19 protein-coding genes are annotated in these 18,197 nt (G+C 67.8%); 14 read left to right on the forward strand and 5 right to left on the reverse strand.

The window, feature by feature from the left end:
• Nucleotides 1-196: 196 nt before the first annotated feature.
• Together NVU01S_RS26295 and NVU01S_RS26300 are read left to right on the forward strand one after the other, a co-directional pair.
• Nucleotides 197-1,189 (forward strand): alpha/beta hydrolase, encoded by a 993-nt coding sequence (locus tag NVU01S_RS26295; RefSeq protein ID WP_029900750.1) that lies wholly within the window; start codon nt 197-199, stop codon nt 1,187-1,189.
• A 126-nt stretch (nt 1,190-1,315) separates the two neighbouring features.
• A complete protein-coding gene (locus tag NVU01S_RS26300; RefSeq protein ID WP_043664506.1) occupies nt 1,316-2,551 on the forward strand; it encodes an Nramp family divalent metal transporter in 1,236 nt (411 codons plus the stop codon).
• 7 nt (nt 2,552-2,558) lie between these two features.
• Here the strand turns inward: NVU01S_RS26300 and NVU01S_RS26305 are convergent, their stop codons facing one another.
• Entirely contained in the window at nt 2,559-3,587 is a 1,029-nt protein-coding gene (locus tag NVU01S_RS26305; RefSeq protein WP_043664503.1) for an SDR family oxidoreductase, read from the reverse strand.
• Nucleotides 3,588-3,663: 76 nt separating this feature from the next.
• Nucleotides 3,664-4,485: an enoyl-CoA hydratase-related protein gene (locus NVU01S_RS26310; protein WP_052280180.1), complete on the reverse strand. Its 822-nt coding sequence runs from the start codon at nt 4,483-4,485 to the stop codon at nt 3,664-3,666.
• A 129-nt stretch (nt 4,486-4,614) separates the two neighbouring features.
• Here NVU01S_RS26310 and NVU01S_RS26315 point away from each other — a divergent pair, with 129 nt between their 5' ends.
• On the forward strand, nt 4,615-5,835 hold the full coding sequence (locus tag NVU01S_RS26315) for a TetR/AcrR family transcriptional regulator (RefSeq protein ID WP_043664497.1): 1,221 nt from the start codon (nt 4,615-4,617) through the stop codon (nt 5,833-5,835).
• Between the two features lie 7 nt (nt 5,836-5,842).
• Here the strand turns inward: NVU01S_RS26315 and NVU01S_RS26320 are convergent, their stop codons facing one another.
• Nucleotides 5,843-7,369, reverse strand: coding sequence for an aldehyde dehydrogenase family protein (locus tag NVU01S_RS26320; protein ID WP_082031833.1), 1,527 nt, complete (start codon nt 7,367-7,369; stop codon nt 5,843-5,845).
• A 364-nt stretch (nt 7,370-7,733) separates the two neighbouring features.
• Between NVU01S_RS26320 and NVU01S_RS26325 the strand changes: the two genes are divergently transcribed.
• The 3 genes from NVU01S_RS26325 to NVU01S_RS26335 are packed head-to-tail and all read left to right on the forward strand — an operon-like array spanning nt 7,734 to nt 10,404.
• Nucleotides 7,734-8,717, forward strand: a complete 984-nt coding sequence (locus NVU01S_RS26325) for an ATP-binding cassette domain-containing protein (RefSeq protein WP_042265181.1) — start codon at nt 7,734-7,736, stop codon at nt 8,715-8,717.
• A 38-nt stretch (nt 8,718-8,755) separates the two neighbouring features.
• On the forward strand, nt 8,756-9,538 hold the full coding sequence (locus NVU01S_RS26330) for an ABC transporter permease (RefSeq protein ID WP_156161421.1): 783 nt from the start codon (nt 8,756-8,758) through the stop codon (nt 9,536-9,538).
• Nucleotides 9,535-10,404, forward strand: coding sequence for an ABC transporter permease (locus NVU01S_RS26335; RefSeq protein WP_043664492.1), 870 nt, complete (start codon nt 9,535-9,537; stop codon nt 10,402-10,404). Before NVU01S_RS26330 ends, NVU01S_RS26335 begins: the two co-directional genes overlap by 4 nt.
• Here the strand turns inward: NVU01S_RS26335 and NVU01S_RS26340 are convergent.
• On the reverse strand, nt 10,374-11,564 hold the full coding sequence (locus NVU01S_RS26340; RefSeq protein WP_043664490.1) for a lycopene cyclase family protein: 1,191 nt from the start codon (nt 11,562-11,564) through the stop codon (nt 10,374-10,376). The two genes, NVU01S_RS26335 and NVU01S_RS26340, sit on opposite strands and share 31 nt — an antisense overlap.
• Nucleotides 11,565-11,795: 231 nt before the next feature.
• Here NVU01S_RS26340 and NVU01S_RS26345 point away from each other — a divergent pair, with 231 nt between their 5' ends.
• Entirely contained in the window at nt 11,796-12,800 is a 1,005-nt protein-coding gene (locus tag NVU01S_RS26345; protein ID WP_043664489.1) for an alpha/beta hydrolase, read from the forward strand.
• 1 nt (nt 12,801) lies between these two features.
• On the forward strand, nt 12,802-13,737 hold the full coding sequence (locus NVU01S_RS26350; protein ID WP_043664487.1) for an esterase/lipase family protein: 936 nt from the start codon (nt 12,802-12,804) through the stop codon (nt 13,735-13,737).
• A gap of 33 nt (nt 13,738-13,770) precedes the next feature.
• On the opposite strand, the gene NVU01S_RS26355 is transcribed toward NVU01S_RS26350, so the two are convergent.
• Nucleotides 13,771-14,247 (reverse strand): hotdog fold domain-containing protein, encoded by a 477-nt coding sequence (locus NVU01S_RS26355; protein ID WP_014981653.1) that lies wholly within the window; start codon nt 14,245-14,247, stop codon nt 13,771-13,773.
• 183 nt (nt 14,248-14,430) lie between these two features.
• On the opposite strand from NVU01S_RS26355, the gene NVU01S_RS26360 reads away from it, so the two are divergent.
• The 6 genes from NVU01S_RS26360 (at nt 14,431) to rplB (ending at nt 18,182) form a co-directional block, all read left to right on the forward strand.
• Nucleotides 14,431-14,847: a hypothetical protein gene (locus NVU01S_RS26360; RefSeq protein ID WP_043664485.1), complete on the forward strand. Its 417-nt coding sequence runs from the start codon at nt 14,431-14,433 to the stop codon at nt 14,845-14,847.
• A 503-nt stretch (nt 14,848-15,350) separates the two neighbouring features.
• On the forward strand, nt 15,351-15,656 hold the full coding sequence (gene rpsJ, locus NVU01S_RS26365) for a 30S ribosomal protein S10 (protein ID WP_003938093.1): 306 nt from the start codon (nt 15,351-15,353) through the stop codon (nt 15,654-15,656).
• A gap of 14 nt (nt 15,657-15,670) precedes the next feature.
• A complete protein-coding gene (gene rplC, locus NVU01S_RS26370) occupies nt 15,671-16,336 on the forward strand; it encodes a 50S ribosomal protein L3 (RefSeq protein WP_014981655.1) in 666 nt (221 codons plus the stop codon).
• Nucleotides 16,333-17,007, forward strand: coding sequence for a 50S ribosomal protein L4 (gene rplD / locus NVU01S_RS26375; RefSeq protein WP_042265163.1), 675 nt, complete (start codon nt 16,333-16,335; stop codon nt 17,005-17,007). The genes rplC and rplD overlap by 4 nt, the downstream gene beginning before the upstream one ends.
• Nucleotides 17,004-17,309, forward strand: coding sequence for a 50S ribosomal protein L23 (gene rplW / locus NVU01S_RS26380; RefSeq protein WP_014981657.1), 306 nt, complete (start codon nt 17,004-17,006; stop codon nt 17,307-17,309). The genes rplD and rplW overlap by 4 nt, the downstream gene beginning before the upstream one ends.
• 33 nt (nt 17,310-17,342) lie before the next feature.
• Nucleotides 17,343-18,182 (forward strand): 50S ribosomal protein L2, encoded by an 840-nt coding sequence (gene rplB, locus NVU01S_RS26385; RefSeq protein ID WP_014981658.1) that lies wholly within the window; start codon nt 17,343-17,345, stop codon nt 18,180-18,182.
• Nucleotides 18,183-18,197 lie beyond the last annotated feature (15 nt).

Below are 18,197 nucleotides of genomic sequence, written 5' to 3' on the forward strand. Positions count from 1 at the left end.
GTGACCCCTGTCGGCACGACTACATAGGCCGTATGGTCTGGCGCAGGTGTGTCCAGGGCGCTATCGCCGGCGCGTGGGGCATGCAGATGACATTTCGAGACGAAGCGAAGGTGCGAAATTGATACGTCGACAGACTCGGCGCGGCGGCCTACGTGCCGCGGCGGCGATCGCGGCAACGGCGGTCCTTGCGGGCGTGATGACCGGTCTGGGCGTGACCACCGCGTCGGCTGCTGACCCGATCATCGACGGGAAGAGTCTGCTGGCCAACCCGACCGCCCCCGACGGGTCGAAGATCACCAAGGCCGAGTACAAGGACGACCGGAACATCCGGCTCTACGTGTACTCCGCGGCGATGGACCAGAAGGTCATCATCGACGTGCAGCGTCCGGCCGACGCCTCGGTGCCGCGCCCGACGCTGTACCTGCTCAACGGCGCGGGCGGCGGCCAGGACGACGCCTCCTGGCAGGCGAAGACCGACGCGCTGAAGTTCTTGTCGGACAAGAACGTCAACGTCATCCAGCCGATCGGTGGCAAGTGGAGCTACTACACCGACTGGATCAAGGACGACCCGACGCTCGGCCGCAACAAGTGGAAGACCTTCTTCACCGAGGAGCTGCCGCCGCTGGTCGACGGCGCCCTCGGCACCAACGGCGTGAACGCGATCGCGGGTCTGTCCACCTCGGGCACCACCGTGCTCGCGCTGCCGATCGCGAAGCCCGGCCTGTACAAGGCGGCCGCGGCGTACAGCGGTTGCGCGCAGACCAGTGACCCGGTCGGCTCGGAGTTCGTGAAGCTCACGGTCGAGACCTGGGGCGGCGGCGACACCGAGAACATGTGGGGCCCACAGGGTTCGGCCGAATGGGTGGCCAACGATCCCTACGTGCACGCCGAGGGCCTGCGCGGACTGGACCTCTACATCTCCACCGGCAACGGCCTGCCCGGCCAGTACGACACGCTGGACGGCAAGTACGCGCTCCCCGGCGCCTACGGTCTGGCCAACCAGATCATCATCGGCGGCGTGATCGAGGCGGGCACCAACTTCTGCACCAACAACCTCAAGAACAAGCTGGAGTCGCTGGGCATCCCGGCGACCTACAACTTCCGCAACAGCGGCACCCACTCGTGGGGCTACTGGCGTGACGAGTTCCAGCTGTCCTGGCCCGTCCTCGCGCGGGGTCTCGGCATCTGAGGTAGCACCGAATACCGACCGACCGCCCGGTTACACCAGCACGGTGTAACCGGGCGGTCGGCTTTTACGGGTACCACTAACGTAAAAGTTCGGGAACCCGTAAAATTCTGTTCTGTGAGTACAACCTTGGCTGAGTCCGCAAAATCCGCCACCCAGCGCGCCCGGGCGGCCAGCCTGCTGCTGGGCCCGGCGTTCGTGGCCGCGATCGCGTACGTCGACCCCGGCAATGTCGCGTCGAACATCAGCGCGGGCGCGCAGTTCGGGTATCTGCTGGTGTGGGTCATCGTGATGGCCAACGTGATGGCGGGCCTGGTCCAATTCCTTTCGGCCAAGCTGGGTTTGGTGACCGGGCTGTCGCTGCCGGAAGCGGTGCGCGACCGGTCCGGCAAATGGACCCGCCTGGCCTACTGGGGGCAGGCCGAGACCGTCGCGATGGCGACCGACCTGGCCGAGGTGGTCGGGGGCGCGATCGCGCTGAACCTGCTGTTCGACCTGCCGCTGCTGGTCGGCGGCGTGATCACCGGCGTGGTCTCGATGGGTCTGCTGCTCGTGCAGGACAAGCGGGGCCAGCGGCCGTTCGAGCGGGTGATCACCGGCCTGCTCGCCATCATCGCGATCGGCTTCCTGGCCAGCGTGTTCATCTCGCCGCCCTCGGCCGGCGGCACCATCGGCGGACTGGTGCCCCGATTCCAGGGCACCGAGAGCGTGCTGCTCGCCGCGGCCATGATCGGCGCGACGGTCATGCCGCACGCGGTGTACCTGCACTCCGGCCTGGCTCGGGATCGGCACGGCCACCCGGAGCCGGGACCGATGCGGGCCAGGCTGCTGCGCGTCACCAAGGTCGACGTGCTGCTGGCCATGCTGCTCGCGGGCACGGTGAACCTGGCGATGCTGCTGATGGCCGCGAACACGCTGCGCGGTCGCGAGGTCGAGACCCTGCAGGACGCGCACACCGCGGTCGGCGATGTGCTCGGCCCGGTCGCCGCCCTGCTGCTCGCCATCGGCCTGCTCGCCTCCGGTCTGGCCTCCACCTCGGTGGGCGCCTACGCGGGCGCGATGATCATGCAGGGCCTGCTGCGCCGGCATATCCCGCTGATGGTGCGGCGGCTGGTCACCCTGGTCCCGGCCCTGGTGATTCTGGCCATCGGCATCGATCCCACTCGCGCGCTGATCATTTCGCAGGTGGTGCTCTCGTTCGGCATCCCGTTCGCGTTGATCCCGCTGGTGCGCCTGACCAGCGATCGCACCCTGATGGGCGCGGACACCAACCATCGCGTCACCACCGCGCTGGCCTGGCTGATCGCCGGAATCATCTCCGCGCTCAACGTGGCGCTGATCTATCTGACCATCACCGGCGCGTGAAAGCCGTTCAGACCACCCAGTTCTCGATCCAGTACCGCCAGATGAGCGGGGCGTAGCCGGCCAGCGGCGGGACCTTGATATCGGTGCCCGCCAGGGCCGCGGTGGTGTTGCGGCAATCGAACCAGCAGCTGAACTCGCTGTGCTCCAGCACCTCTCGGGGCACCCCGACGCGGGGGAGCAGCCAGCTCGCCCCGGGCACCTGTAAAGCCATGTCCAGTGCGCGTTTCGGCATCACCTCGACCAGGTGCGGCGCGCCCGCCTCGTCGGCGAACAGATTGAGCGCCTCGGCCACGCCCTGCCTGCGCGGGTCGATCAGGTGATAGGTCTGCTCGTTCGGGCCGGGCCGGTGCGCGAGATGATCCAGCGCGCGGGCCACGAAATCGACCGGCACCATGTTGGTTTCGCCGAGCTTGGGCACCAGCACCGGCAGGATGCGCGGCAGCTGCGCGCCCATCCGGAGCAGCCGGAAGAAGTAGTACGGGCCGTCGATCCGATCGATCTCGCCGGTGCGGGAATGGCCGATGACGATCGACGGACGATAGATCCGCCAGGGCAGTGCCGACGTGCGCACGATCCGCTCGGCCTCGAATTTGGCGCGCTGGGCCGGCGTGGTGAACTGCTGTCCCGCGTCGAACATGTCCTCGGTGAACAGGCCGGTCGCGGTACCGGCGATATCCACCGTCGAGACATGATGCAGCAGACCGGCTTTCAAGCTTTCCGCGACGTCGACCAGATGTTTGGTGCCGTCGCCGCGCTCGGCTGTGTCGTAACTGGACGCCAGATGGAAGACATGATCGATCGTGCCGCGGTGGGCGGCCAGCCAGACCGGGTCGATACCCAGACCCGGGGCACCGAGGTCGCCGCGCACCGCCTGCACCCGATCGCCGCCGTCCCATTCCCGGGCACAGCAGGTGAACCGGTCGGCGGACTCGACGCCCGGCCGCACCAGCACATGGATATCGCCCTCGCGTTTCAGCAGCTCGGGGATGAGAAAACGACCGATGAACCCAGTTGCCCCGGTAACCAGGTAGCCCATAGCCGATCAACATAGCTCATCGGCCGCGCCGCGTCTGCAGCCCAGACCCGGTGCGCCGACGGCGGTGCGCGCCTGCTCAGTCCGCGAAGACGGCCTTGCGCTTGGTCAGCATGGCGGTGGCCCCCTCGGCGAAGTCCGGGGACGTCAAAAGTTCGCTCTGCCCGGACTTTTCGGCGGCCAAGGCGGCGTCCAGGGAAGTCAGCGTCGCCTGGTTCAACGCCTGCTTGGTGAGCTCGAGGGCGCGGCGCGGGCCCGCGGCGAGCTTGGCGACCGCGGCCGCCACCTTCGCGTCGAGTTCGGCCTCGGGGACCACCGCGGTGAACAACCCCGCCGCTTTGGCCGCGGCAGCGGGCAGTCGCTCACCGAGCAGTGCCATCTCCGCCGCCAGCGTGCGGCCCGCGGCGGCCGCGATCATCGCGGCCGCGCCGCCGTCGGGCATCAACCCGATGTTGATGAACGCCAGCAGGAGATAGGCATCCTCGCTGGCGTAGATCAGATCGGCGGCCAGCGCGATGCCGACGCCGACCCCCGCGGCCGCCCCCTTCACCCGGACCACCACCGGGATCGGCGCGTCCACGATCGCCTTCACCAGCCGGTTGGCCGCGTCCATCGTCATCTCGGGGGTGATGCCGCGCTGCGCCTCGGCCACCGAGGTGGACAGGTCGGCCCCGGTGCAGAAATCGCTGCCCTCGCCGGTCAGCACGATGACCCGCACGGAACGGTCGGTGGCCGCGGCGGCGATGGTGTCGCCGAGCGCGACCATGGTGTCGTAATCGACCGCGTTCTTGCGCTTCGGCTTGGTGAGGGTCACCCGGAGGACCTTGCCGTCCCGCACCGCCGAGAAACCCGCGGCAGGCCCGGAGGACGCGGTCACAGCCGCGGAATCTGTATTGCTCATGTTCGCTCCTACGCTGCAACTCTGCGGCTATCGTGCCATGAATACTGGTTAACTTTGCGAATTGTGGTTAACTTAGGTTCCATCGTCGGGCGCTGTCAACCAGCGCCGCCGAGCAGAACGGAGAGGTGCATGGTCGCGGACCGCAGCGAGGTCGGCCTCGCTTCCGCGCGCCCTGATGCCGGACCCGTGCGCCGCCGGCCCAAGGATCGCAAGGTGCAGATCATCCGGGCCGCCGCGCGCGCGTTCAGCGACCGCGGGTACTACCCGGTCGGCGTGGACGAGATCGCCGCCGAGGTCGGGATCTCCGGTCCCGCGCTGTACCGGCACTTCACGAACAAATACGCGCTGCTCGTCGCGGCCGCGGAAGAGGGCGCGCGGCACCTGCTCACTGTCGCCCGGGCCGCGGACGATCCGCAACTCGAACCCGCCGCCCGGCTGGACGCGCTGATCAGGGCGATCAGCGAGCACACCATCGAGATCCGCCGCGAGGCCGGGCTGTACCGCTGGGAGCGGCGCTACCTGGAACGCGAGGACCGGATCCGGATCCGCGAGATCTACGACGACCTGAACGCCACCCTGGCCGAACCCATCGAGCAACTGCGTCCGGAAAGTCCGCCCGCCGACGTCGCGATGCTGGCTGCCGCGGTACTCAGTGCGATCGCCAGCATCTCCGCGCATCGCAGCGCGCTGTCCGGCGCCCGGCTGCTGCCGCTGCTGCGCGATATGGCGTGGGCGATCCTGCGCGCCGACCTGCCGCCCGCGCCGCCGGAGCCGGAGCCGGGCCCGGTCACCCGGGGCCTGCCGGTCTCGTCGAAACGCGAACAGCTGCTCACCGAGGCGATCCGGATCTTCGGCCGCCAGGGCTATCACGAGGCGAGCATCGAGGAGATCGGCGCGGCCGTCGGCATCAACGCGTCGAGCGTGTACCGCTACTTCGCCAGCAAGTCCGATCTGCTCGCCGCCGCCTTCTATCGGACCGGCGACCGGGTGGCGCTCGCGATCACCGAGGCGCTGGCCGAGGCGACCAGCCGAGCCGACGCCGTCCGCCGGATCGCCGAACGGCAGGCCAAACTCACCTTCCAGATGCCGGAGATCATGCCGGTCTACTACGCCGAGTTCAGCAATCTGCCCCCGGCCGAACAGCACAAGCTCCGGGCCATCCAACGCCAGAACGTGCTGGAGTGGGCCAATCTGCTCGACGGCGACCCGACCGAGGCGCGGTTCCGGGTGCACGCCGCGATCGGTCAGGTGATCGATGTCGGCCGGTTGATCCGATTCGATTCGCGCCCAACGCAGCTCGCCCGCGTCACCGCGCTGATGGAAGCGGTGCTGCTGGGCCCTGCGGCTTAGGCCCGGTCTAGCTGCGTCTGCCGTGCCGCAGCCGGAAGATGGCTCTGGCCAACCGCAGATGGCGCGGATGACGGTCGAAGGTGGACAGGTCGACTGGCGCCTTGTAGCGCTTGCGGGCGATGGCCAGGGTGTGGCTGAACTCGCGTAGGCCCTGATCGCCGTGGCTGTGGCCCTGCCCGTATTCGCCGACGCCGCCGAACGGGAGCGCGGGAATGCCCGCGTAGGCCGAGGAGGAATTGATGGTGACCACGCCCACCCGGAGCTGCTCGGCGAACTGCTCGATCTCGTGCACGTCCCTGGTGAACACCGAGACCGCGACGTCGGTGCCCACCGCGTTGATGCGCTGGGCCGCGTCGTCCATGCTGGTCACCTTGTTCACGATCAGCACGGGACCGATGCCCTCGCCGGTGATCGCCGTGCTGTCCTCCGGGACCTCGGTGAGCACCACGGGTTCGATGTAGGGCTCGCGAATCGAATCGAGGCCGCCGACCACGGCGCGGCCGCCGCGGGCGAGCGCGTCGCGAATCTGCTTGCGCACCACCTCGACCTGTGACTCCAGGATCATCGGGCCGTAGGACGCGCGCTTGTCCGCCCCCGGGCGGAGCTTGCTCGCCTGGGCGGCAACGAGTTCCAGGAACGGTTCGTACACCGACTCGGCGACGTAGGCGCGCTGGATGCCGGTGGCGTTCTGTCCCGCGTTGGCCATCGCGCCGAAAACCGCTGCCTCCGCGGCATCGTCGAGCTTCGCGTCGACGTGCACGACCATGCTGCCCTTGCCGCTGCGCTCGACCACCACCGGCGTCATCGTCTGGGTGCACAGCGCGATCACCTCGCGCGCGCCGGATTCCGAACCGGCATAGGCGATCTTGTCCACCTTGGCCCGGCACAGCGCGTTGCCGGTCCCGGTGTCGCCGGTAACCACTTGCAGCACCGGCTGATTCGGCGCCAGCCTGGACCAGCTGTCGGCCAGCCAGACGCCGACCCCGGTGGTCAGCTCGTGCGGCTTGAACACCACCGTGTTGCCCGCGGCCATCGCGTAGGCGATCGAACCCATGGGCGTGAACACCGGGTTGTGCCAGGGGCCGAGCACGCCGATCACACCGAGCGGCAGATAGCCCACCGAGGCGCGCTGATTGCGGCTCAGCCAGCTGGACCCGAGCTTGTGCCTGCCGAGCGCGCGGCCGGCGTTGCGCGCCGCCCAGTCCAGGTTCTCGACCGCCAGCATCACCTCGATCGCCGCGTCCGCCTCCGGTTTTCCGGTTTCCTCGGACAGGATCTCGACCAATTCGCCTGCGCGGCGCGCGATATCGTGCTTCCAATCCAGCAGCCAGCGCTTGCGTCCGCTGAATCCCAGTTCGGCCCACCATTTTTCGGCCGAGCGCGCACCTCGTACCGTTCGGTTGATTTCACCCGCGCCCATGATGGCGTAGTTCCCGACGGTTTCGCCGGTGCGCGGATCGTAGGACGTCAGCACGTTCGGTCGGCCCGATCCTCCCGGCTGCGCTGCCACCCGGGGCTGCGCGGACTCGGCCATGATCACCTCTCGCAGTATCGAAATCGGCGAGCGGACCGGTTACCGGCGGCCGCCGCGGACGAGTGAGTGTTCCCCCGAATAGCAGACTATGGTCGCCGGGACGGACCGTAAAGGCTCCTTCGTCGCCACTGCGCTGCCCTCGAGCACGTCCACCAGCGCCGATTCGCCCGACGCCGGACCGAGATCGGTAAATGTGAGTAAGGACACAATTAACTCGGGGTCCAGTTGGGTACTGCGCGGGTGGCCCGGCCGGAACCCCACAGACCGGTAACATCACGCCCAGCGCTACGGATCACCATTCGGGACGTATACGCGCGCGCTCCGGCGACCGAGAATCGCCGCAATTGCCGATAGTGGAGAGTTGATGCCGAGCTTGAACCAAGCAGATCTGCGTGCGAATGAGCCAGCGGTCCGTGTGGCGGATGTCCGGAAGTCGTTCGGCGACGTGCACGCACTGCAGGGCGTCAGCTTCGTCGCCGAGCGGGCCTCGGTGCTCGGCATCCTCGGCCCGAACGGTGCGGGCAAGACGACGATGGTGAAGATCCTGTCCACCCTGTTGCGCCCGGACTCCGGCACCGCGGTGGTCGCCGGGCACGACGTGCTGAAGGACCCGGCCGGGGTGCGGCGCTCGATCATGATGACCGGCCAGTACGCCGCCCTCGACGAGAACCTGTCCGGCCGGGAGAACCTGGAACTGTTCGGCAGGCTGATGGGACTGAGCAAGTCCGTCGCACGCAAGCGGGCCGACACCTTGCTCGAGGAGTTCGATCTGGTCGGCGCGGGCCGGCGGGCGGTGCGCCACTACTCCGGCGGTATGCGCCGCCGGGTGGATATCGCCTGCGGTCTGGTGGTGCGACCCGAAGTGGTGTTCCTCGACGAACCGACCACCGGTCTCGATCCGCGCAGTCGTCAAGGCGTGTGGGATCTGGTCAACGCGCTCAAGGCGCAGGGCATCACGGTGTTGCTCACCACGCAGTACCTCGAGGAAGCCGACGTGCTCAGCGACAACATCATCGTCATCGACAAGGGCACGGTGATCGCCGAGGGCACCGCCGACGAGCTCAAGGAGAAGACCGGCGGCAGCTACTGCGAGGTGGTGCCGCTGGATCCGACCAAACTGCAACTGACCGCGGACGCGCTCGGCGACCTGGTGCCCGCCGCGGTGCTGGCCGACCTCAACGGCAGCGACCGGCTCTCCATCCCGGCGCGCGACGGCGCGGCCACCCTCACCGAGGCGCTGCGCCGGCTGGACAGCGCGGGCATCCCGCTGGCCGATATCGCGCTGCGCAGGCCCTCGCTCGACGATGTCTTCCTGTCCATCACCGGCCACGCGGGCGGCAAGTCGTGAGCACTGCCACCGCTGCGGCGCCCGGCGCCGACGCGGCCATGCTGTTCGCCGACCTCCCCGCGGCCAAGCTGTCCTCGTTCGCCCAGTGGCGCGCGCTGACCGGCCGCATCGTCCGGACCATGGCCACCAAAGGGGAACTGATCGTCGCGGTGGTGACGCCGCTGGTGTTCACCCTCGGCTTCTATCTGCCGCTGCGTTTCGTGATGAAGTTCCACGGCATCGACTACGCGCAGTACGTGATGCCGATCATCGTGTTGCAGACGATGGCGTTCACCATGATGTCGAACGCCCAGCTGTCCGCCTTCGAGGCGCTCACCGGTTTGAGCACCCGCATGCAGACCATGCCGATCGGCATGCTGGTCCCGCTGTCCGCGCGGATCGCGGCCGGACTGGTGCGCTCGGTCACCTCGCTCGCCGCGGCGATCCTGTTCGGCTATCTGATCGGTTTCCGGTTCGTCGCGGGCTTCGGTCAGGCCGTGCTGTTCTGCGCGTTCTCGCTGGCGGTCGGGACCACGCTGGCACTCGGCGCGGACGCGCTCGGCAGCCTGACCAAGAGCCCGGAATCGCTGAGCCAGGCCTTGACCCTGCCCACGTTGATTTTCGGCATGCTGTCCTGCGGTTTCGTCCCGGAAGGGCAGTTCCCCGAATGGATTCGCGGGTTCGTGCGTAATCAGCCGGTCTCCCAGTTCTCCTTCGCCCTGCGCGACATGGCGGCCGACGGGGTGACCTGGCAAGTGTTGTGGGTGCCATTGGTGTGGGTGAGCGGGCTCGCGCTGGTGTTCACCCCCTTGGCGATCTGGGCGAGTGTGAGGCGGTCATGACCAGTTCAGCGGAGGCGACCATGGCGCCGGCCGACCCCGAGCACCTCGCGTGGAACACGCCGTTGCCCGTGGTGACGGCGAAACCCGAGAGCGCGCTGGCCAATTGGGCCACGCACAGCCTGATCCAGTGCAAACGCCTGCTGCTGGTGTGGACACGCGACCCCGCGACCACGATCCAGACTCTGGTGTATCCGGCGCTGACGCTGTGGATGTTCCAGATCGTGCTCGGCCGCTCGATCACCGGCTACACCGGTCAGCCGAGCATCTATGCCCAGGTGTCGTTGCTCACGCTGGTCGCCGCCATGTCCGGCGCGGTCGTGAGTGCGCTGGGTTTCAAGGGCGAGAAGATGACCGGCCTGCTCGGCCGGTTCTGGACCATGCCGATCCACCGGGCCGCCGGGCTCACCGGTCGACTGCTGGCCGAGGCGGTGCGCGTGCTGGTCACGACGCTGTTCGTGATCGTGGTGGGCCTGCTGCTCGGGTTCCGCTTCCTCAACGGGCCGCTCGCGGGTCTCGCGCTGATCGGGATTCCGGTGCTGTTCGGCGTCGCGTTCGCGGTGCTCGTCACCGCGCTGGCGACCATCACCGAGGGGGTGATGCTGGTGAACGTCATCGGCATCATCAACACCCTGCTGATGTTCTTCAACACCGGTTTCGCCCCCGCCTTCGCCTATCCGAGGTGGTTGCAGGCCACGGTGCAGAACCAGCCGATGAGCTGTGCGATCGACGCGATGCGCGGGCTTTCCTACGGCGGACCGGTCGCCGAACCGCTGCTGAAGACGCTGCTGTGGACCCTGGGCGTGATCGTGGTGTGCACCTACCCCGCGATCCGCGGCTACCGCCGGGCCGCCGAGACCGGCGCCTGATCGAAGTCGTAGCCGAGCCAGCGGTTGCGGTGGGTCCAGCCCACGAGGTCGTACCGCCAGTGGAACGGCCAGGTGTGCGCGACGGTGTTGAACAGCACCGCGCCGAGTGCGGTGTAGTCGTCGTGCGCGGACAGCAGCGCGCGCTGTCCGCGCGGGGAGGCGCTGAAGAACGCGTCGAACATCGCGATGGACTGTTCTGTGGTCAACCGGCCGAGGCCGTACAGGCCGCGCATCCGCATCCAATACACCAACCGCGCTCGGCGCGGCCACAATTCGGCCACCGGGTCACGGCCCGCCTGCACCGCGGCGACCGCGGTGTCGACCAGGGCCAGCGAGTCGGCGACGCTGTAGCCGGTGCACGGATGCATCATGCCGCCGCGCGAGCCGAACGGCACCGCGACGGCGGTACCCCGCTTCGGCGGCGGCTGATCCAGTGGGTAGTGCGCGGCTTCGTGCGGCTCGTCGCCGGTGAGCAGGATACCGTGCGCGGCAAGGCGGTTGAGCGTGCGCCTGCGCAGTTCGTGCTGCGGCATGCCGCCGCGCAGGCCGAGGCTGGTCTCCTCGAAGATCACCGTGCCGTCGCCGAGTGGTACCGCGTAGAGGAACGACGGCGGCTCGTCGGGGCCCGCGCCGTTCTCCGGCCGCCAGTCCAGCAGGAGTCCCTCTTGGTCGGCGACCATCGGCGCGGCCGTTTCGGCGGCCACGAAGATGCCGTGCGCGCTGGCCGCTCGGCGTTGCCCGAGGGTGGGCAGGCCACGGGTGTCGAAAACCGTTGCGGCGGTGATCGTCGCGCCCCCGGCCAGTTCGACGCGGTGCGCGTCGACGCTGGTGGCGCGGTCCGCGAGCACGGTGGCGTCGTCGAGGGGGAGGGCGTCGCGCAATCCGGTCTTGGACAGCACGCAGTAGGGGCGGTCGATCCGGAGTTCGGTCGTCGTCCAGACCGTCGGCGTGGGAATCCGGCTGGCGACGGCGCTCGACGGCAGCCACTGCGGTAGCTCGTCGACCCAGCAGGAGAAGGTGGGCGGCCAGAGCCTATCCGGGCGCGGATCGACGGCGGTCACGCGCAGCCCGGCGCGCATCGCCCGATGCGCCAGTGCCCGGCCGGTCGGGCCGAGCCCGACCACACAAACGTCGACATCTCCGACCGCGCTGACACCCATACAGGCATTCAATCCGTTGCGGCCACACCGACGCAACTGCCCCCGCCCGCCGGGGCCCCGGAATTCGGGTCTCGCGGTAAGTCGCCGACGTGAAATAAAGCGGTTCGAAATTGCATTCCGGACCTGCCCCCAGAATTGGTGTCCCAGCAACTCGAGGCGTGAAAGTGGTTGTGCCGCAAGCTAGCCTGGCTCAGGAGCACGGGCGGTGTCGTGCTCTGGAGAAGGGGAATCATGAGAGGCAGCTACGTCCGCTGGCTTGGTGTGCTCGCGGTCACGGTCGGAGCGGTCGCCACAGCGGTAATTCCGGGCCGGGCACAGGCCGAGCCGATGGAATCCTCGATTGTCGCGGTGCAACAGCACGATGCGCGCAAGGCGACTTTGACAATTCATTCCGCGGCAATGGATCGCGATATCCAGGTCGATATGCAGCGTGCGTTCGACACCAGCGTGCCGCGGCCCGTTCTCTATCTGCTGCAGGGTGCGGGCGGCGGTGACGACGGCGTCACCTGGGCGACGGAAACCGATGTGATGGAGTTCCTTTCGCCCAAGAACGTCAACGTGGTCTCGCCGATCGGCGGGCAGTTCAGCTACTACGCGGACTGGGTGACCGACGACAAGCGGCTCGGCAAGCAGAAGTGGAAGACGTTCCTGACCCGGGAACTTCCGCCGATCGCCGACCGGTACTTCGCGAGCAGCGGCCGCAACGCGCTGGCCGGCTTCTCCATGGCGGGCACCACCACGCTCGCGCTCGCCGCGACCACCGGCGACCTCTACGTCAGTGTCGCCGCCTACAGCGGTTGCGCGCAGATCAGCGATCCGGTCGGCCAGCAGTTCGTCCATCTCACGGTCGAGACGTGGGGGTGGGCGACCATGGCGAATATGTATGGGCCGCCCGGCGATCCGCGGTGGGCGGCGAATGATCCGTACGTCCAGGCCGAAGGGTTGCGCGGGAAATCCATCTACATTTCCAGCGGCGGCGGCATTCCCGGTAAATACGACGAGCTGAACGGCAAGTATTCGTTGCCCGGTGTCGACGGTTTCGCGGCGCAACTCATCAAGGGCGGCGCCATCGAGGCGGCGACCAACTATTGCTCGCGCAATATGCAGACCCGCCTGAATGCCCTGGGCATTCCGGCGACCTATGACATCCACCCGGACGGCACCCATTCCTGGGGCTATTGGGAAGAAGCGTTCAAGAACTCCTGGCCGACTCTGGCCGCTCCGTTGGGAATTTGACATGTGGTTTCGCAGACAGGCCGTGCGGATCGCCGGCCTGATGTTCACGGCTGCCTGCACGACCTTGCTCGCCGCGCCGGCCGCGACGGCCGCACCGCTGTTTCCCGCGGTCGGCGGAGCCAACGAGGCGGCCTGCCGGCCGTCGCAGGCCCGGCCGCAGCCGGTGGTGCTGGTGCACGGTTCCGGCACCGACGCGGTGCGCAGTTACGCGCTGCTCGCGCCGCTGCTGCGGTCGGAAGGGTATTGCGTGTACGCGGCGAACATCGGTGCCGCGCCCGCGTTGCGGGACGTGGTGAGCGGCCAAGCCGGTTCCAGCACAACGGGTATCGGGCCGGTCGGGGCCGCGGCCCTCGGCCGCACCATCTACGGCGTCGCCGATATCGACCGGATGGCCAACGAACTCGGCGATGTCGTGCAGGCCGTGCGCGCCGACACCGGCGCGCGTCAGGTCGCGCTGGTCGGCCACTCCACCGGTGGCACCGTGATCCGGCAATATCTGCGCACGCACGGTGCGGAGGCGGTCGAGCAGGTGGTGACCCTCGGCACGCCGTATCGGGGCTCGACCTGGGACGGGCTCCGGAAGAACTACCCCGATCTGGCCTCGATCGGCCTGGGCAACGCGCAGATCGCGGCCCAGGTCTTCGGAGCTCCGGGAACGCAGCAGGTGGTCGGGTCACCTCTGTTGAACCGGTTGAACGCGGGGGGCGAGACCGTGCCCGGTGTGCGGTACACGGCCATCGCCTCCCGCGCCGACTCCGTGATCACCCCGCAGGAGACCGCGCTGCTGGCCGCGCCGGCCGGGGCCGACCGCAATATCTGGCTCCAGGACGGTTGCCCGACCGACCAGGCCGATCACGGTGGGATGCTGGCCGATTCCCGCGCCTCGGCCGCGGTGCTCGGCGCGCTGGCCGACGACGGCCGGGCGCTGCCCTGCTGAGGTGGCGTCCGTGGCCGGTGCGGGAGCGGCCGGCTACTTCGGGGTGACCCAGGTGGTGATGTCCGCGTGCACGACCTCGAGACCGTGCTTGTCGTAGACCGACACCGGGACGGTCAGGTTCTGCCCCTCGGTGATCGTCGCGAAGTCGGGGATCTCCGGCAGCTTCGCCACGGCCCGCAGTCCGGTCTCCGCCTTGGCCAGGTACTGCACGTTCATCGCCTTCGGGATCCAGCGATGCGTCGCGGGCACGGTCGCCTCGCTCAGCATGCCCATCGCGACCTCGGCCAGGTTGCACGCCGCGATGGCGTGGAAGGTGCCGAGATGGTTGTGGATGCCGAACCATTTGGGCGAGGTCACCTCGCACAGTCCGGGCTCGAGCCGCACCACGTTCGGCAGCACCGTGCCGAAGTACGGCACCCGCGCCACCATGCCCAGCGAGAACAGCGTGTGCCCGAGCCGATTGTCCGGCAGCTTCTTCCAGCCGCGGTAGGTCGCGGTCTCTTTCGTCATGCGGACATCTTACTGCGGAGTAAGTTCGCCCCGTCCAGTGTGCCGCAACTCACGCGCAAAATCGCGATACCGAACTTTTCGGACAAGCGACCAGCTTGCTAAGTTGTTGCGTTGCGCAGAGCTGTCACGCAACTGGGGGCCAACACCATTTCTGTTGGTGTGCAGGTGAACTGGAGTTTGAGTATGCGTATTCGTACTGTCGTCGCCGGTGTCGCCACCGCGCTCGGACTCGCCGTGCTGGGTGCGACCACCGCGGGTGAGGCGGCGGCGATCGTGCCGGAGTTCGATCCCGGCGCAGGCATCTACGGGGCCTTGGACCTCAACGGCGCGGAGACCGCCGCACTGCGGAACAGCCCCATTCCCGGCATGCTCGACGGGCTCTGGATGGATCGCGGGCTGATCGACGCGGACCCGGCGTCGCAGCTGTCCGGCGCGCACGCGGGTGAGGATATCGACGCGAACTTCTCCGACGTCGTCGCCGAGGCGGCCGCGCGCGGCGGCACGGTGAGCATCGGCATCGTCGATCCGGTGCGGTTCTATCAGGGCAACATCTACCCGAGTCAGGTCAATCGGAACTTCCTCGTGGTGCAGTTCCTGTAGGGAGACGTGTGCGCCGGCCGGCCTCGATGCGGCGGTGCGTTGCGCACCGCCGTTTTCGCGTTTTACGCCGTTGACCGGGGGTAGTCTGGTCCGAGTGCCCGCGCGGGGGGCCGGATTTGATGTCGCTGAGCGCGTCGGGCATACTGTTCGGGTTGCCTTGCACCGGGCCGTGCCTGTTTCCGAGCGAAACGGGATTGGCCGGGCGAGGCGAGTGAGCACTAAATCGTGTACCTCGCTGGGAAACCGGCGTGGGTACGTCCGGGACATTGTTCCAGGCCTGAGATGAAGTTCGATCCAGGACCGAGGAATGAGCGGAGGGGCGACACGCCCGACCGCGTGGACCGGAGAACCATGACAGATGAACAGCGGCGAGGATCGAGCGTGCGTGCTCGATCGCGGTCTCACGTGAGACGTCTTCGTGTGTTCGGGCTGTGCAAATAGAGGGTGGTACGGAAGCCAGCTTCCGGATCACGAAGGTAAAAGCGGAGAAAAGGACACTTAGCGTGGCGGGACAGAAGATCCGCATCAGGCTCAAGGCCTACGACCACGAGGCGATCGACGCGTCAGCACGCAAGATCGTGGAGACGGTGACCCGTACCGGGGCCCGCGTCGTCGGCCCGGTGCCGTTGCCGACCGAGAAGAACGTGTACTGCGTCATCCGTTCGCCGCACAAGTACAAGGACTCGCGCGAGCACTTCGAGATGCGTACGCACAAGCGGCTGATCGACATCCTCGACCCGACGCCGAAGACGGTCGACGCGCTGATGCGCATCGACCTGCCGGCCAGCGTCGACGTCAACATTCAGTGACGGGGACTCGAGATATGACTGACAACAAGAACAGGCCTGCGGCGGGCATCCTGGGCACCAAGCTCGGCATGACCCAGGTGTTCGACGAGAAGAACCGCGTCGTTCCCGTGACCGTGATCAAGGCCGGACCGAACGTTATTACCCAGATCCGCACCGTGGAGCGCGACGGCTACAGCGCCGTCCAGGTCGCTTTCGGCGCCATCGACCCGCGCAAGGTGAACAAGCCGGTCTCCGGCCAGTTCGCCAAGGCCGGTGTCACCCCGCGCCGCCACGTCGCCGAGATCCGCGTCGCCGACGCGTCCACCTTCGAGGTCGGCCAGGAGATCAACGCCGACGTGTTCGAAGAGGGCACCTACGTCGACGTCACCGGTACCAGCAAGGGCAAGGGCTTCGCCGGCACCATGAAGCGGCACGGCTTCGCCGGTCAGGGCGCCTCGCACGGTGCGCAGGCCGTGCACCGTCGCCCGGGTTCCATCGGTGGTTGCGCCACCCCCGGCCGCGTGTTCAAGGGCATGCGCATGTCGGGTCGGATGGGTAACGACCGTGTCACCACCCAGAACCTCTCGGTTCACAAGGTGGATGTCGAGAACGGCCTGCTGCTGATCAAGGGCGCCGTCCCTGGTCGTCGCGGCAACGTCGTCGTCGTCAAGAGCGCCGTGAAGGGTGGTGCGCACGCATGACCAGCCTCGAGAAGAAGGCCAACCTCACGCTGCCGGTGAAAGAGCCGGGCGGCAAGACCAACGGCACCGTCGACCTCCCCGCGGAGATCTTCGACGTGACCGCCAACATCGCCCTGATGCATCAGGTCGTCACCGCGCAGCTGGCCGCGGCCCGGCAGGGCACGCACTCGACCAAGACGCGTGGCGAGGTGTCCGGTGGTGGCAAGAAGCCGTACCGCCAGAAGGGCACCGGTCGCGCCCGTCAGGGTTCGACCCGCGCACCGCAGTTCACCGGCGGTGGCACCGTGCACGGCCCGCAGCCGCGCGACTACAGCCAGCGCACCCCGAAGAAGATGAAGGCCGCCGCCCTGCGCGGTGCCCTCTCCGATCGGGCGCGCAACGAACGTATCCACGTGGTCACCGAACTGGTCGCCGGGCAGACCCCGTCGACCAAGACCGCCAAGAGCTTCCTGGCCGAGCTGTCGGACCGCAAGAAGTTCCTGGTCGTCGTCGGCCGCGAGGACCTGGCCGCGTGGAAGAGCGTGGCGAACCTGGAGCACGTGCAGCCCATCGCACCGGACCAGCTCAACACCTACGACGTGCTCTACAGCGACGAAGTGGTGTTCAGCGTCGAGGCCTTGAACACCTTTGTGCACGGCCCGGCCGAGGCAGCACAGGAGGAGAGCAAGTGACCACGATCGCCGACCCCCGCGACATCCTGCTGGCGCCGGTCATCTCCGAGAAGTCCTACGGACTGATCGAGGAAGGCACTTACACCTTCCTGGTGCACCCGGACTCCAACAAGACGCAGATCAAGATCGCCGTCGAGAAGGTCTTCGGTGTCAAGGTCACCAGCGTCAACACCGCCAACCGTCAGGGCAAGCGCAAGCGGACCCGCTTCGGTTACGGCAAGCGCAAGGACACCAAGCGCGCGCTCGTGACCATCTCGGCCGACAGCAAGCCCATCGAGATCTTCGGAGGCCCGGTCGCGTAAGCGGACGGGAATCCAGAAAGCAGAGAAGAACTCATGGCAATTCGTAAGTACAAGCCGACAACCCCGGGTCGCCGCGGGTCGTCCGTTTCGGACTTCGCTGAGATCACTCGGTCGACCCCCGAGAAGTCGCTCATCCGTCCGCTGCACAGCAAGGGTGGTCGTAATGCGCACGGTCGCATCACCACTCGGCACCGCGGTGGCGGCCACAAGCGCGCCTACCGTCTGATCGACTTCCGTCGGCTGGACAAGGACGGCATCCCGGCCAAGGTCGCGCACATCGAGTACGACCCCAACCGCACCGCGAACATCGCGCTGCTCCACTACGTGGACGGCGAGAAGCGGTACATCATCGCGCCCAAGGGCGTGGTGCAGGGCACCCCGATCGAGTCCGGCCCCACGGCCGACATCAAGCCGGGCAACAACCTGCCGCTGCGCAACATCCCGACCGGTACCACGATCCACAACGTGGAACTGCGTCCGGGCGGTGGCGCGAAGATGGCCCGTTCGGCCGGATCCAGCATCCAGCTGCTCGGTAAGGAAGGCACCTACGCCACGCTGCGTATGCCCTCCGGCGAAATCCGCCGCGTCGACGTGCGCTGCCGCGCCACCGTCGGCGAGGTCGGCAACGCCGAGCAGTCGAACATCAACTGGGGCAAGGCCGGCCGTATGCGCTGGAAGGGTCGTCGCCCCACGGTCCGTGGTGTCGTCATGAACCCGGTCGACCACCCGCACGGTGGTGGTGAAGGCAAGACCTCCGGTGGTCGCCACCCGGTCTCGCCGTGGGGTCAGCCGGAAGGCCGCACCCGCAAGCCCAACCGCCCGAGCGACAAGCTCATCGTCCGCCGCCGCAAGTCCGGCAAGAACAAGCGCTGAAGGAGGAGGTAAGAA

This window comes from Nocardia vulneris, assembly GCF_001613425.1.
In the GTDB taxonomy this organism is placed as follows: domain Bacteria; phylum Actinomycetota; class Actinomycetes; order Mycobacteriales; family Mycobacteriaceae; genus Nocardia; species Nocardia vulneris.